The 14,223-nt window shown below is 51.9% G+C and carries 19 protein-coding genes; all 19 read right to left on the reverse strand.

Going from position 1 to position 14,223, the window contains the following annotated elements; genetic code table 11:
- A partial coding sequence (locus H8S57_RS16005; protein ID WP_186908977.1) for a type II secretion system F family protein occupies window positions 1-911 on the reverse strand: 911 nt, incomplete at its 3' end.
- Window positions 908-2,284, reverse strand: a complete 1,377-nt coding sequence (locus H8S57_RS16010; RefSeq protein ID WP_186908978.1) for a CpaF/VirB11 family protein — start codon at window positions 2,282-2,284, stop codon at window positions 908-910. The genes H8S57_RS16010 and H8S57_RS16005, both read right to left, overlap by 4 nt.
- Window positions 2,274-3,029 carry an AAA family ATPase gene (locus H8S57_RS16015; RefSeq protein WP_025544398.1) on the reverse strand — a complete coding sequence of 252 codons (756 nt, stop codon included), beginning with the start codon at window positions 3,027-3,029 and terminating at the stop codon, window positions 2,274-2,276. The genes H8S57_RS16010 and H8S57_RS16015 overlap by 11 nt, the downstream gene beginning before the upstream one ends.
- Window positions 3,019-3,894: a Flp pilus assembly protein CpaB gene (gene cpaB / locus H8S57_RS16020; RefSeq protein WP_025544399.1), complete on the reverse strand. Its 876-nt coding sequence runs from the start codon at window positions 3,892-3,894 to the stop codon at window positions 3,019-3,021. The genes H8S57_RS16015 and cpaB overlap by 11 nt, the downstream gene beginning before the upstream one ends.
- 18 nt (window positions 3,895-3,912) lie before the next feature.
- Window positions 3,913-4,359, reverse strand: a complete 447-nt coding sequence (locus H8S57_RS16025) for a prepilin peptidase (RefSeq protein ID WP_186908979.1) — start codon at window positions 4,357-4,359, stop codon at window positions 3,913-3,915.
- Window positions 4,356-5,075 carry a DUF3848 domain-containing protein gene (locus H8S57_RS16030; RefSeq protein WP_055180697.1) on the reverse strand — a complete coding sequence of 240 codons (720 nt, stop codon included), beginning with the start codon at window positions 5,073-5,075 and terminating at the stop codon, window positions 4,356-4,358. Before H8S57_RS16030 ends, H8S57_RS16025 begins: the two co-directional genes overlap by 4 nt.
- A gap of 106 nt (window positions 5,076-5,181) precedes the next feature.
- Window positions 5,182-6,639: a DNA cytosine methyltransferase gene (locus tag H8S57_RS16035; RefSeq protein ID WP_055180695.1), complete on the reverse strand. Its 1,458-nt coding sequence runs from the start codon at window positions 6,637-6,639 to the stop codon at window positions 5,182-5,184.
- 8 nt (window positions 6,640-6,647) lie between these two features.
- Window positions 6,648-7,130 (reverse strand): DUF3849 domain-containing protein, encoded by a 483-nt coding sequence (locus H8S57_RS16040; protein ID WP_025544401.1) that lies wholly within the window; start codon window positions 7,128-7,130, stop codon window positions 6,648-6,650.
- Window positions 7,130-7,453 (reverse strand): hypothetical protein, encoded by a 324-nt coding sequence (locus tag H8S57_RS16045; RefSeq protein ID WP_006354129.1) that lies wholly within the window; start codon window positions 7,451-7,453, stop codon window positions 7,130-7,132. The genes H8S57_RS16040 and H8S57_RS16045 overlap by 1 nt, the downstream gene beginning before the upstream one ends.
- Before the next feature lie 12 nt (window positions 7,454-7,465).
- Window positions 7,466-7,675 carry a hypothetical protein gene (locus H8S57_RS16050; RefSeq protein ID WP_025544402.1) on the reverse strand — a complete coding sequence of 70 codons (210 nt, stop codon included), beginning with the start codon at window positions 7,673-7,675 and terminating at the stop codon, window positions 7,466-7,468.
- Between the two features lie 11 nt (window positions 7,676-7,686).
- Entirely contained in the window at window positions 7,687-8,523 is an 837-nt protein-coding gene (locus H8S57_RS16055; RefSeq protein ID WP_025544403.1) for a conjugal transfer protein TrbL family protein, read from the reverse strand.
- Between the two features lie 69 nt (window positions 8,524-8,592).
- Window positions 8,593-8,871 (reverse strand): SpoVG family protein, encoded by a 279-nt coding sequence (locus H8S57_RS16060; protein ID WP_055180693.1) that lies wholly within the window; start codon window positions 8,869-8,871, stop codon window positions 8,593-8,595.
- 60 nt (window positions 8,872-8,931) lie between these two features.
- Window positions 8,932-9,195 (reverse strand): DUF6133 family protein, encoded by a 264-nt coding sequence (locus tag H8S57_RS16065; protein ID WP_025544405.1) that lies wholly within the window; start codon window positions 9,193-9,195, stop codon window positions 8,932-8,934.
- A 77-nt stretch (window positions 9,196-9,272) separates the two neighbouring features.
- Window positions 9,273-9,635 (reverse strand): Mbov_0395 family pilin-like conjugal transfer protein, encoded by a 363-nt coding sequence (locus H8S57_RS16070; RefSeq protein ID WP_186908980.1) that lies wholly within the window; start codon window positions 9,633-9,635, stop codon window positions 9,273-9,275.
- A gap of 17 nt (window positions 9,636-9,652) precedes the next feature.
- Window positions 9,653-11,218 carry a VirD4-like conjugal transfer protein, CD1115 family gene (locus H8S57_RS16075; RefSeq protein WP_186908981.1) on the reverse strand — a complete coding sequence of 522 codons (1,566 nt, stop codon included), beginning with the start codon at window positions 11,216-11,218 and terminating at the stop codon, window positions 9,653-9,655.
- Window positions 11,219-11,230: 12 nt separating this feature from the next.
- Window positions 11,231-11,680 carry a hypothetical protein gene (locus H8S57_RS16080; RefSeq protein ID WP_025544408.1) on the reverse strand — a complete coding sequence of 150 codons (450 nt, stop codon included), beginning with the start codon at window positions 11,678-11,680 and terminating at the stop codon, window positions 11,231-11,233.
- Window positions 11,677-12,342: a hypothetical protein gene (locus H8S57_RS16085; protein ID WP_087415533.1), complete on the reverse strand. Its 666-nt coding sequence runs from the start codon at window positions 12,340-12,342 to the stop codon at window positions 11,677-11,679. Before H8S57_RS16085 ends, H8S57_RS16080 begins: the two co-directional genes overlap by 4 nt.
- Window positions 12,343-12,371: 29 nt before the next feature.
- On the reverse strand, window positions 12,372-13,421 hold the full coding sequence (locus H8S57_RS16090; protein WP_369807646.1) for a DUF7768 domain-containing protein: 1,050 nt from the start codon (window positions 13,419-13,421) through the stop codon (window positions 12,372-12,374).
- A 110-nt stretch (window positions 13,422-13,531) separates the two neighbouring features.
- Window positions 13,532-14,146 (reverse strand): hypothetical protein, encoded by a 615-nt coding sequence (locus tag H8S57_RS16095; RefSeq protein WP_186908983.1) that lies wholly within the window; start codon window positions 14,144-14,146, stop codon window positions 13,532-13,534.
- Window positions 14,147-14,223: the final 77 nt, after the last annotated feature.

Genomic DNA, 14,223 nt, shown 5'->3' on the forward strand with positions numbered 1-14,223 from the left:
GGCTTGGTGAGCCGGATCACCGCCGCAAACGAGATCAGCAGCACCAGCAGACACACCGCCAGAATCCCTTTGCCAAAGCCCGTATTTACAAGCACATCGTACCAGTCTTTATTCAGGAAGTATAACAATGGGATGTTGCCAATGAGCAGGAATGCCATTGTGATAAATTCCTTGAAAGGCTCATAAAGCAGATAGTCCAGTTCCGCCGCAACAATCCGCATATCCGAGAGTTTCCCGATGATCGGGGTGAGCGTGCTTTTCAGGCTCTTATCGTCCTGACAGGCGATAGCGGCATCCACCCATTCCCGAAACACATAGTTGTCCAGCTTGGGCTTCATGTTGGAGAGTGCCTGTTTCACATCGGCGCTTATCATATTGGTTTCGGCCAAGAAGCCCCGGAACACATCTGCCACAGGCGGGTTCAGGTAATGGATGTTTTCTTCCACAGCGGTTATCATGCTCTCGCTGCGCAGATAGGAACTTGTGATGATAGACAGTCCGGTTTCAATCTCGTTGTTCATCAGCTTTTTATAGCTGTGAGAGGTGAACAGGACATACCAGAACGGGAGCAAGCCCATCCCGGCCGCCAAAACCGGCAGCATAAAGTAGTTCTGAATCACAATACAGATCACAGCGCCCATTGCCGCCAGGAACAGTGAGAAAGCACAAATGGCGGCAAACTTCCCACCCTTTCCGGTGAGAATCAACATCTCCTGTGCTTCCAGCACGGTTTTACGGATGCCCTTCGGCTCTTTGGGGTGGTTGACCTGCTGGATTCGCTTGGAAATCGGCTGTCGCCGCCCAGAAAGCGGCTTGGTCAGTTCCTCCGCAAATGTAAAGGGGGTCATGTCCAGAATCAAGAAGATGCCTGTCAGCATCCCGACAAAGGCCAGCAAAATCAATACAATCACGCAGTTTCCTCCTTTCCAGTATCCAGTTTTACACCGCCACCAGCGATACGCTCCAGCAGACGGGGCGGCATACCGTTTTCCAAAAGCCGCTTTTGCAGGCTGGCTGAGATCGTGGATACCTTTTGAAACTCGCCATGCACCTTTACCTTGCCATTTTCGATAGAGGTTTCCGACACATGATAGCGGTAGAGGGTGTGGAGCTGCCGGGTGCCGTCCTCCAGAATCTCACATTCGGTGATCTCCATGACGCGGCGGCTGTTGTCCTCCAGCTTCTTCACAAACAGAACGATGGGAAACGCTTCCGTCACCAGGTTATATAGGGTCTTATCGCCCATGTCGTATTTCTGGGTACACAGCGTCACCATGCGGTAATAGGTTGCTTTGCAGCTATTGGCATGGGTGGTGGTGATAACTGCGTGGCCGGTGCGGGCCGCCTCCTGTGCGGCGAAAGCCTCGGCCGATTTCATCTCACCGACACACACAATGTCCGGGTTACAGGTCAGGGCAAACTCCAAAAGGCGCTCCTGATCGTAGTTCTGCTTGGGATCGTCAGAAAAACGGGTAACGGTATGGACTACATTGTTGATGACATTTCCTTCGGTATCCTCTTTCACAAGGTCAAATTCGCGGCACCCATTTTCAATGGTGAAGATTCTCTTTTCGTTGGGAATGGTGGAGAGAATCCAGCTCATCAGCGTGGTTTTACCGCTGCCGGTGGAACCAGTCACACAGATGGACAAACCGAACCGGAGAACTTCGGCCAGAAAGTCCAGCATTTCGGCGGTGGCTGTCCCGTAGCCAATGAAATCATCACGGCTCAACTTCTTGGGATTCACGATACGAATGGATGCAGCCACACCTTTTTCTTTGTCCGTGAGCGGATTGCCCAGAACCGTGATACGGATTTTATTGGAGAGATGGCCCACCACACCCGGCTGACTGTTATCCAGAATCATGCCGGACTTATGAAGGAGTCTGCGGATTACATCAACAGCGTGCTGTGGGGTCTGGAACCGATCTTTGGTGGGAACCACACGCCCGTCCGCATAAGTGATTTTCACATCTTTCCACGAATTGATGTTAATTTCCTCCACATCATTTGCGAAAAGATAGGGCGTCAAGAAGGAGAACTCAGCCATTTCCGTATAGAGTTTGTCGATCAGTTCCTCATGGCTCATGCCCTCAACGCCCAGACTGTAATCGTTGAGATACTTTGCGATGTATGCGGTAATCTGCTGGTGCTGCTCCTCCGGGTTATCGGTAATCAGGGTCGAATACTTGCTGGCGAGATATTCCTGAATCTCTGCCAGCACTTCGGGAAATGTCCGCTTGTTCCTGCTGGTATTGAAGAACAGGTCAATATTACTTGCCATCTCCGAACACCTCCCCGGCAATAGCGGCAATGACCGGCTCATAGGTCTTGGCCTCTTTACCGGAAAGCGGTTCCAGCAGTTTCAGCGTCGCCGCCTGTTCCTCCAACGAAGGAAGATACGGCAGCCGGTATTTCACACCGCCAAAGGAGTTCTCGTATTCGCTGCCACCCTGATAAGGGCGCGTGTTGGACAGCACCTTGATGTGCTGTTCCGGTTTGAACTTTCTGTCAGCAACTAGCGACAGATAGGACGAGAAGTAGGAGATGGCCTTCAGGTCACAGCTGCACACCCGCAGCACATCATCCGCCACCTCCAGTGCGGTGGTCGCCAGCACATTGCCGGTCAAAAGGCTGGTGCAGTCCACAATCACATAGTCTGCGATGTGCCGCAGCAGAACCAGCATATCCACCGCCTTTTCCTTGCTGTACTCCGCATGGGTAAAGACATTTTCACCGGCCTTGTAGCCCAGAAAGCTGATATAGGGGTTTTTCTCACAGGGAACACAGGTCTTGAGAACCTGTTCCTGCGTCATTCCGGGAGCCGCCAGCAGTTCGCCTACGGACACATCCGGCAGTTTCTTCTCGCTGACCACAGCCGGAAGCGTGGGCGCCGTCACATCGGTAAACACCAGCACCACATTTTTCTTCCGCTTGGACAATTCCAGGGCCAGTTTGACCGCAGTTACGGTTTTCCCGCCCCCAGGGCTGCCCCACACGGCAAGCATCTGTTTCTGCTTATTCGCCATCGGTATTCTCAACCTCCTGTTCCTCTGCGGGTTCATTGCCGGCCGCATTATCACCGGTGTTGTCGGCCACATTGTTATCATCGGATACCTCACCCTGTTCGCCATCCTGAGCTGCGGTATCTTCCTCCGGCTCCACAAAGAACTGATCCTGAGCTGCCAGGAACTTTTCGGCGTTCTCACGGGTTCCACGGTACACAAACGCCAGGTGCAGACTGTTGGATTCCTCCAAATGCGCAAGGAGTTGTGCCTGTTCGGTATTTACCAGCAGGGTAATGGTGGACGGGAGCGATTCTTCGGGATTTTCTTCCTCGTCATCCTGGGGCGCCTGATATTCCTTGTCGGCGCCGGAACTCTGTGTTGCGGCCAGGACCTCTACATACTTGAGTTCCGGGGGCTGGGTGGTTTCTCCTGTATCCTTATCGGTTGCAAAGAGCATGATGATGTCACCAGCTTCCACCTTGCCGGAACCGCCTTTGGCAAAGGTGGGAATGGTAACGGAGATCGCCACTTTGGAACCGTCCAGCTTGGTCAGGTACTCGTACTGAGTCAGTGGTTCAGAAGAAAGCCAGCCGGTGTTTACATCTGTGTTTTTGCGAAGTTCTACATCGGTATATCGGCCTACTACCTCGTCAAGTGATGTGGCAATGGCGTCAGACATACCGGACGCGCCTCTGGTGTAGACCTCAACCATATCCGCCGTGATATAGGTGCCACGGGGAATCACCTCGGCTTTCACCCGTACCGCTTCGGTCTGGGCCTTCAAACCCGCATTGAAAAGGGGCGTGATGCCAAAGCAAACCAGGACGGCCAGCAGGATACAAACCGCACCGATAATCGTCCGGTTTCTGAAAATATTCTTGTTCAAGTTGATACCTCCATTTGTTCAGATTACAGCGGCCGCAGCCGCCAGCCAATAAGCAGTTACGCCGCCAATGCAGAAGAACGGGGCAAGTGGCAGCCGGATGGAAGAAAAGTCCTGTCTGCGTACTCCAAACAGCATTACTCCTGTAAGCACGGCCAGGATCAGAGATAAAATGCTGTGCAGCAGACCAGGCCCCACTCCCAGAACAAAGCCACAAGCCCCCATCAGCTTAATGTCCCCACCGCCAATGGCAAGGGTTTTCCCATGTGTCAGTAATGCAGCCAACAGGTACGGACCTCCCGTAACAAGAAGCCCCGCCACAGAAGCGGCGGGGCGCAGCTCTATCAAGCCACAAACTAAAATCATGGCCGGAATCAGATTGGGAATCTCTCGTTCTTTCATATCCCAGAGCGCAGCACAAGCCAACAGCAGGCCAAATACCACGCCTTTTACAATCAGAGGATTCATGGCTCCATATCACCGACCCACTCCAGATCCGGGTTGTCCAGTATCTCGCTATGCAAATCATAGAAATACCGCAGTTCCGCAGGCGGCTCACCATTGACGTCAAACTCATGGCGGCGAAGTTCATTTAACCTTTTTCCCGCTGCTTGCTTTGCCGTGCTTTGGATTCTGTCTATATCCAGATAGGAGTAATCAACTCCCATCCATTCCGTGTAGAGAGCCGCCAAAGGCTGCGGATAAGACAACAGAGCGTCCGTTTCCCACTCGTCCAACCCTTCCTCCAGATGGCAGAGGAAATCTTCTTTGATGATCTTCTCGTAGGCATGGTCAAGAATTTCTTTAGGCGGCAGGGCGGCGAGTTCTTCCATACGGGCATCAAACTCGGCTTTGGCCCGTTCATAGAGCAGATCGCCCCGATACTCGGCGCCTTTGTCCTGAAGGAAGTAGTACACCACTTCGCTGATATTGTTCGGATTCATGCAGCGATCCGGGACGGGGGTATTACGGAATAACCATGCCGATTCCAATACATTTTCCATCGCAAGCAGCATATCCCGCTGAATATCGCACAGCGGTATATTTTCCAGCTCTTCTCGGATTGCGAGCATGGTCTGAAGCTGCTCAAAATACGGATCACCGGAAGAAAGTTCCTCCGGCGGTCGGGCAAAGCGATGGATTTCCATTTCCAGCTTTTCTTTTAATGCGTCAGTTTCCAGCATGAATCACCTCCATCACATGATTTGTCGATAGAATACGGCGATGGCGGTCATTGCGACCGCCATGCCGATAAAAATGGGCCACGGGTTCCAATTTTTCTGAAACATCTTATTCTCCACATTCCAATGCCTTCTGTGCGGCAAGGATTTGTTTCCCAATGGCGTAGATTACAGGAACCGTCACGGAATTACCGGCTTGCCGGTATAGCTGATTGTCGCTATTAACTGCCCGTGCCTTATCAAACATCTCGTCCGTAAAGCCTTGCAGTCGCCAGCACTCACGGGGCGTCAGTCTGCGGATCAGGCCGCACCCGGCAAAAGCTGTGCCTTGATTACAAGAGGTTTCCAGCGTCGTGGCAAGGTCTTTGCCGACCCGTCCGCGCCGCGTCTTGCTCTCCGGGAAAGAAAGGTTGATACTGTCGCCGCAGCGGGCAATATCATATCCTTTCTTTGTTGCTTCTCGAATCTGCATCCCGTAGGGACACTCATCGCAGTCTTGAAATAGCACTCCATGCCGATCCTGCGCCGTAACGGTGAAAGACGGCTCCCCGCAGTTCTTGATTCTCCGTCCGTTTTGCCGTTTTTCTTCCCGATCTGGGGTCACGACAGCACGGCAGCCATAGAACACCCCGGAACTGCCGCCCCAATTACTGATGGTGCGGTTATAGGCGGAGAGGATGCAGCGGGCTTCTCTGGTGAGTTTCGCCTTCCCGGTGCAAATGTCCACAAAGGACAGAACCGCATCCTTGTCCATCCCTGTGGGAGAGATCAGAACACCGGAATTGTCCCCGCCACGGTTGGTAATGCCGCTGTTATACTTGGCCTTGATGCAGCGGGCGTGATCGGTCAGCTTGGGATTACCATTGCAAAGGTCAACGAAATACAGGCCGGTCTTTCCTCCCCAGCCACCAGACTGTGCAGCCATTGTTACGCTGATGCCTGCCGGGTCATAGACGCGCTGCCCCTGCATACCACCTATGAGTTGGATAAGAGCTTTGCCACTGCCTGCGGGGACAGGAAATATTTTGGGTCCGCGTCCGGCTCCAGGATGTCGGCAAGCGACAATGAACACTCGCTCTCGATTTTGAGGGGGGCCGAAATACTTTGTATTGAGCAGTCCGTATTCGATATGGTAGCCGAGTGAGGCCAGCGTATCGAGAACGGTCGCAAAGTCCCATCCTCCATGAATGGATAGGAGATTCTTAACATTTTCAAGGACAATCCATGTGGGTCGATTTTCAGGACTTTGGCCTTTGACGAGTTGAGCAAGTGTAAAAAAGAGTCCACTTCTTGCTCCGTCAAGCCCTCGCTGGCGGCCAGCGACCGAAATATCCTGACACGGGAATCCTCCTGCCCACAGGTCTGCTCTGGGGAGATCTGCGGGGGCGACTTTTGTGATGTCGGCTGCATACCATTCATCCTCCTTTACATCGTGAATGGCTCTGTAACTGCGGTCGGCATACTTATCAATCTCACAATGCCCCACACAGCGCATCCCGCATAGCTCAAAGCCCTTGCGGAAACCGCCGATGCCTGCGAAGAAATCCAGAAATGTCATCTGCTCCATCGGCAGCCTCACAGTTCTGCCGTCATATCCTCGTCAAGCTCATCTTGCTCGATTTCATTCATGTGGTTGGTTTCTTCCTGTTCGTCCTCAAGCTCCATCAGCTTCACAAAGACGGCGTTAACAACGCACGGATCAATCTCCGTGACATATCGGGTGGTCGGGTCTACCTGATGTGCCTCCCTCGGCTCTCTTGTGTCAGGGAAGTCCGTTTTGCCCGCTCGGTCAAGCACGGCCTGATCGAACCGTGCGTCCCAATCGGAAAACTGGATAGTACGGGACAGCACATACATCGCCCGTTCTGTTCCATAACAGCGCACCAATTCTTCGATAAAGGCGTCCAGTTCACGGGTATTGAAGGCAGTCATGGCCTTATCCTGAATGAAGTTGCGGCAGGACATATTGATGTTGTAGCTGTCACACCAGAGAGCCGCTTCATCCTTTCGGGCGGCTTCCTCCAGCGAGGGGTAGTAGACCGGAATGGTTGCGTACATTATTCAAGCCCCCATTCATCCCCGTAACGATACGGGTAGATTTTCTGTCCGCGTAAAAAGCGAATCAGGTTTTGCACCTGATCTACCACGGACAAATTGCTCTGGTCTTTGGTAGTCATCATCACAGAGCCAAAGATACCGGCCAGGGCCAGGATAACGGTGGTTGTCACATTCCCGGTAAAGAGCCAGGCCAGCGCCGCTATGCCGCCCATCACCAGGGACCCCACAATGGATTGAAAAAGCTGTTTTTTCCCAAAGCCAGTAAACAGTTCGGCCTCCGGCTTCACGCCCAGAGGGATGTAGAGTTTCAAATCTTCGTCCATTTGCACCTCCTGTCAGGAATAGTAGTACAGAATCAGATCTTTGATTTGCCAGATGGATTCTGCGATGATGTAGAAGATCACTGTGTTACGGGCGCGCTTTTTATACTGCGCCGCCTGTTCCTCGGCTGCGGTCAAGCGCACCAGGCAGTAGACGAAACGGGCTACCGCACCAACGCGCACAAGCAGGATGATGGCATTTGAAATATCGTCCATTGTCACCATCAGCCATCACCTCACTTTCCCATGCCCTTGACCATCTGCACCAGCCGTACAGAATGGTATGCGTTGTTGACAATGGCGCCGCCGCCACCGCCACCGGTCGTAATGAGGAAGTCCTGAAGGAACTTCGGTGTCCGCACCGCAAGAATCATACAGGCCACGCCCCAGAAAATGTGCATATTCATCATCAGGCCAACCCCCAATTTCGCAAGAGAAACCTGAATTACCACAGAGAGCGCAGACTGGAAGAACTTACTCATGTAGGGCTTGAACACGCCTTTGTCATTGTCAATCAGACCTACGCAGGCCAACGGAATACCTACTCGCAAAATCAGGATTTCAAGCCCGCGCATCAGGAATTGGAAATATAGGATGAAATAGACGATGACAAATACCAAGCCAAAGATGGCTGTCACAAGCCCCATTGATGAAATGCCGGATACCCAGCCCGCCCAATCGTAAGCGGTGGCAAGGCCGATGGCCTCCAGCATTTTATTGCTCATTTCTTCTACAATCGTGGCAAGCCAGTCATACATGGTGGGAAAGCAGATTGCCACAGCCATAGCCTTGAAAAAGTTTGTGAGAATGGCAATAGGCTCCTCGTCGGCGTCCCCGTCTGACCACAGAACATAGGTTTCAAAGCCTTTTTTCAGGAACTTCAGCACAATCAGGGATACGCCAAAGCCGAATACAATGTCGAACAAGGACTGAAACAAATCGACCCCGGCCAAAGTGGACATATACTGCTCTGCGTACAGGGTAAGAGGGATAATACCTTCCATCAGCCCATCAATATAGGCGATTGCTCCATTCAGCAGGGCCACGATCAGCAGCACTAAGATATATTCCAATCAGCAACCACCTCCTTTCTGGGGGCGGCGCTTGGCCGCCCCCGATAGGGATTGGAATATGGCGGGCGATCAGGACACGGCAGCTTCTTCGTTCTGTACGGCGGCCTCATACGCTTCCAGTACAGCGGCGGAGAGCTTTGCCCGCAGTTCCTTCGTCATGGGGAAGCAATGCTCCACCCACTCGCCCTTGACATTCCGGCGGCTGGGCAGGGACACAAACAGCCCCTTTTCGCCCTCGACGACCCGCACATTCTTCACCAGAAAGCAGTCATCCAGGACCACGCTGCACACCGCCCGCAGCTTGTCGGGACCGGTAAAAGTCTTTTTGATTTCCGCTTTGAACTCCATTGAAAAACCTCCTGTCAAAAATTAGGGCGGGGCCGATGGCCCCGCCGCTGCTTGTTCCGATCAGCCGCCGTAGTTGAACATATCCTTGATGCGCTGGGTGATGGTGGGCAGCACGGTGTCGTCCACGATCAGGTACAGACCGGCCAGGATCAGGGCGCCCAGGACAATGGAGATCAGCACAGTAATCGCCACATCCAGCGTCCCCTGACCGGTGCGGTCGGTCAGCGCCTCCGCCGTGCGGTCAGCCAGCTCACGGGCCTTCTGCTTGGCAGTCCAGATAGAAGTCATAGCCTTAACCTGAGTGTTGCGGATGAAGTTAGCCATAGTTTTTTCCTCCTGTTAATAAAATGATTTATTTAGTAAGGCGCGGAAATCGCCTGTACTACGGAATGTATCCCGGCTTACTGGTAGTAGCCGAGAATCAGGTTCAGGGTGGCGGAACCGAGTACGGCGCCAATGCAGGACACCACCGCCACCACAATGCGGTTGTTCCACTTTTTCTGATCCATCTCGTCAGCCATGCCGCGCCGGATGCAGAAATAGATGATAAGCAGTCCGGCTACCACCGGCGCCAGCACCATCAGCCAGGTTGTCACATCACCGACCAATTTCTCGGTTCCCTTGACAATCTGACTGTCCTGCACACCAGCGGCATAAGCCGGTGCGGACATAAAAAAAGAGGCGGCAAGTGTGGCAATACCAACACCCGCCGCCCGGACAGCCTGTTTCAGCCTGCCCGCCGTCTGGTTGATTTTCTCTTTCATTCAAAACCTCCTATGGGTTAATCATCATCAAGGCCACCGCCCATAGCGCCCTTTTGCTGCGAAAGGCGGCGCATGATGTCCTTCTGGTAGTAAATCCAGATGTTCCACAATGCGATTTCCTGCTTCGTGTCGGTGATGATTGGCCGCTTCTGTTCCCGTTCTTCCCGCAGCCTGCGGTTATGCTCCATATCTCCCAACCCCAACATCTTGTTGAACATCCACTGAGAAAGGTCGGGCGCATACATCATAGCGGGGTGGTCGCGGCTGGTGATGATTTGATGGGGACGCTTGACGCGCCGGACCTCATCGGTATTGAGCAGCTTCCTCTCGGTCAGGCTGACGCTCTGGGAGTTAGAGGGGGTTGTGTATTTGCCGTTGCTGGCCGAAAGCTGGTAACTGGATGTGGTGTAGCTACCGAGTTTGTCGGACATCTCCCGCAGCGTTTCCGGGTCATCGCTTTGCAGGTACGCCCAGACCTGACAGTTGCCCTTGATCGTGTTGGCGATATTGTCGCTGTACTTTTCTTTCAGTTGGTCAAAGCCCTGCACAAACAGGGCATATCGCATCCCACGGCCAGCCGCCACGGTCAGTTTGTTTGTCATGTCGCTGATGGGCGTGAAATTTCCGAACTCATCCAGCACAAAATTTACCCGGCGTTCCAAACGCCCGCCGCGCCGGTCTGCCGCCTCTGCCAAAAGTTCATATTGCTGCGACACAATGAGAGAAGCAATGGGATAAAAGGTGGTTTTCTCGTCGGGCAGGATTACAAACAACGCCTGCTTTTTGCTGCCCATATCTGTAAGGGTAAAATCACTGGTATGCGTGATCGCGTAGATGGACTTCGAGGTGAACAGCCGCAGGGTGGTCAGGGCAGAGGTATAAAAGCTGCCTCTGGTACGGGATGGCGCCACATCAGAAATAGACAGAAGCGCCCGTGCCGGGTGGGACGGAGAGAGTTTCTTGACATACTCCAACAGCGGCATCTTATTTCCGATGGTACGGCACATTTCCGAAATGAACCAATACACATTGGTCATGTTCTGAAATTCCGGTCGTTTTTGGTTGTCGCATACCACGCAAAGAATGGCAGCCGCTATGATGGAACATTCACCGTTCGTCCAAATCTTTTCGCCCTCCGGCTTACCAACCAGATTGTTCGTCAAGTCCCAGGCCAGCATTTCTGCACGGTCGGTGTCGCCCTCGCTGATGGCGTCAATGATGGGCTGGAGCAGATTGTAGCGCATACTCTTTTCGGGGTTCTTGAAGTCCAGCACCAAAACCTCATAATCCAACTTTTTCAGGAAATCAGCGGTGTAGTGGAACAATTCGGCTTTGGGGTCGGAGCAGAAGATGGATTCTCCAGCGAGTCCCAAAAGACAGATACTTTCCAGAACCAGACATCTTGATTTACCGGAACGAGTGGCGCCAACGCAGAGCAGGTGGCAGTCATCACCGACAAAATAGATTTTTTCTTTATCGCCCTCCTTTCGCATACCTACCACCACGCCGCCTTTTTTCAGCGGAGTATCCGCTCCCAAAGGTTCCTGCTTGGGAATACCTTTGGGGTGAAGGTTCAACTTCAATTTATCGCCTCCTTATTTTTCTTTGAGAAAATCCAAACCATCGTATCCGGTATCTAAGAGCTGCCGGATCGTTGGGTTGTGCGGGTCAAGAATATAGCTGTCAAATGCTTTGTCTTTCTCGGAATCGGTCATCCACCGGGCTGAACCATGCTGGTATTGGCCCACGGCTCTGGGTGTCTGAATTTCCGGGGTGATCGTGTCCAGGTCTGATTCATACGGCCTCATGTTGGTCAGGAAGAACATAACCGCCAACACACTTACAAACCCTTGCAGACACAGATACAACATCATGTGCTGGCGGTTGGAAAATAGGCTGGCAAGGCAATCACCGATGGGGAGAAGTGAAAGCCGGGTGATCTCTCTTGTCAGCAGACCGTGAACCGCTGTTGAGAAAAACAGGTTGAGAATCGCGCCGGAAACGAAGATCAGCGCACAAACCATCAATTTAGGCTTTGTTTTCAAAACGGTAGTTCATCCTCCTGTTCATCCTCATCCTCAAAGGCATCCAGAAGTGAATCCAGATACGCCTTCTTCTCTAAATTCCAGGTACTCACCATATCCGACTCGTACTCGGTAAACGGTAAAATGCGTTCGGTGCCATCCTGAACACATTGTTTTGAGTTGAAAAGGCCAATATCGGCAAATTCATTATTGGAAATGAGAGTACCGTCATCTGTGCGAAACATGATTGGCATATTGTTGCCGTCTGCATAGTAAAGGAACCGATTCGTTGCATACGCAAGCCGGGCAATATCGCCATCGAGCAAAATAAAATATGGAATCTTTCGCTCACCGTTGATTGCCGGATATTTGTTGAACTCATCCAGAAACTCTTGGAGTTCGGGGCAGACCTCACGAACAGTCAGTTTGCCTGTTTCATTACGGGTAATTCTTTCAACTACATCTTCCAGTGCATGATCGGCAGTTAATTGACAGCCATACCAAGTAACAGCAGTAATAGGGAATGGCGAAACAACTTCGTCTATTTCTTTATAGACTTGTGTATTTTCAAAAAAATAGTGGGGCCAGTGACTTTTCATGTTATCGTCTGCCTTTTGACGCAGCGATATGTCCGCTTCGATAATGAAGTGATTTCCTTCCAGGTCGAAATCCAGAATTTTCATTGCAAATACCTACTTTGCCGCCTGTGGCTTTATAATTCCATATCATCTTCAACCGCGAAATCATCCAGAAACGCTTCGTTATCCTGATCCTCGGTCAGCTTGATTGCCTGCGGCTCCGTTTCGCCCATCTGCATGGGAATCAGGACCGGCAATAGATGCTTTTGCAAAAAGTCCTGATCCGCGCAGCGGTCAATGAATGTCCCGAAGGTGTTCAAAAACGGGGTATCCAACGGAGTACAAATCATCAGGTCGCCGCGCTCTTTCCCCATCTTCACAATAAAAGATGCAAGATTGACCGGATCGGGGTCCAGGCAGAACGCTTCATGCAGACCGCCCTCCGCAGGGGCATACCCGATTAGAAAAGGATAGCCGCAAGCAGTATGGTTTTGCTTGGCTGCGCTGATAAGTTCAGGGGTGACAAACTTGGTGAGTTCTTCGGCAGCCTCATTCCTGACCGGCTTATCCAGAAGCCATTCTTTCAAACTTTCCGGTTTGACGATGCCACAGAAGTCATGTCGTTCCCAATGAATGTATTTGCCGGTCAACAGGCTTTCTGCATACACGGCCTGACCTCTGGCTCCATAAATACATCCAAAACCGTTACGGGCATACCAGATGGAGTCGTCGGCAGTCATGTCCTTGCCCTTGCTGCTCACCCCAGGTTTGAGAACCAGAAATTGATTTTCGTAGTTGTACTGGCTACTTTCGGGGATGCAGTCATTTATGTCCAGAGGGCGATCCGACTGGCGGATCATTTTCTGATTCTTCACCATATCATCGGATACATAGAGAATCGGGAGTTGCAGAAAAGTAGCCAGGCCAATTTCGTCCTTCATTCCCTGAGAGATGGTGTCACCCATAACCCAGAGTTCATCGCAGCGTTCCAGCAGTTCGTGACCCATTCGCAGACCCTGTTCCCGCTGCTCCGGCACTGCGTCATTCAGATATTGCGTGAAAATCGTATGCGGCGCCAAGGGAATCACGCCGCAGGATGCCGCATAAGCACAGTAGTCCTTTGCCTTTTCCATGTTCTTTTCCATATCTCCCCGCAAGGGGGAAGAAATATAGACCAGCCTCAAAGTAACACCTACCTTTCCAAATTAAGCCCATCCACCCAACAGATGGACGGTGCAAAAGTCGATGAAAACTGCCCACCGGCCACGGAACATAGCCCGCAAACCTCTGAGTTTCAAATTTCCAGATCTTCCTCGTCCTCTAAATCACAGGCGCTTTCCACATCGGAACCGTAATCTGTGAACGGCAAAATGTGTTCTGTTCCGTTCTCAACATTTTCCTCAGATTCATACAGCCCCATATCGGCAAATTCATTGTCGGAAACAAGAGTGCCGTCAACGGTACGGAACATCAGCGGCATATAGTTACTGTCCTCGTAATACAGAAACTCATTGGTCGCATACGCCAGTTTTGCAATATCGCCGCCGTGAAAAATGAAGTACGGAATAGTTCGTTTCCCGCTGATAGCCGGATATTTTTTGAGTTCATCGAAAAACTCTTGAAGCTCTGGACAAACATAATGAACGGTCAGTTTGCCGGTTTCATTGCGGGAAATGCGTCCGATCACATCTTTCAACGCATGATCGGCAGTCAGTTGATAGCCAGCCCAGGCTACGGCTGTAATTTGGAACGGCGAAACAGCGCCGTCCGTTTCCTTATAAACCTGCGTGTTATCAAAGTCGTACCGGAGCCATTGACACTCCATATCATCATCCGCCTCTTGGCGCGGCGCAATGTCTGCTTCGATGATGAAGTGACTTCCTTCCAGGTCGAAATCCAGGATTTTCATTGTAAACTCCTATCTTTCCAAGTCCAGCCCGTCCAGCTCATAGTCTGAAACAGGCGGTTCAAAGGCCGTATCATAGG

This window comes from Lawsonibacter hominis (assembly GCF_014287895.1).
In the GTDB taxonomy this organism is placed as follows: Bacteria; Bacillota; Clostridia; order Oscillospirales; family Oscillospiraceae; genus Lawsonibacter_A; species Lawsonibacter_A hominis.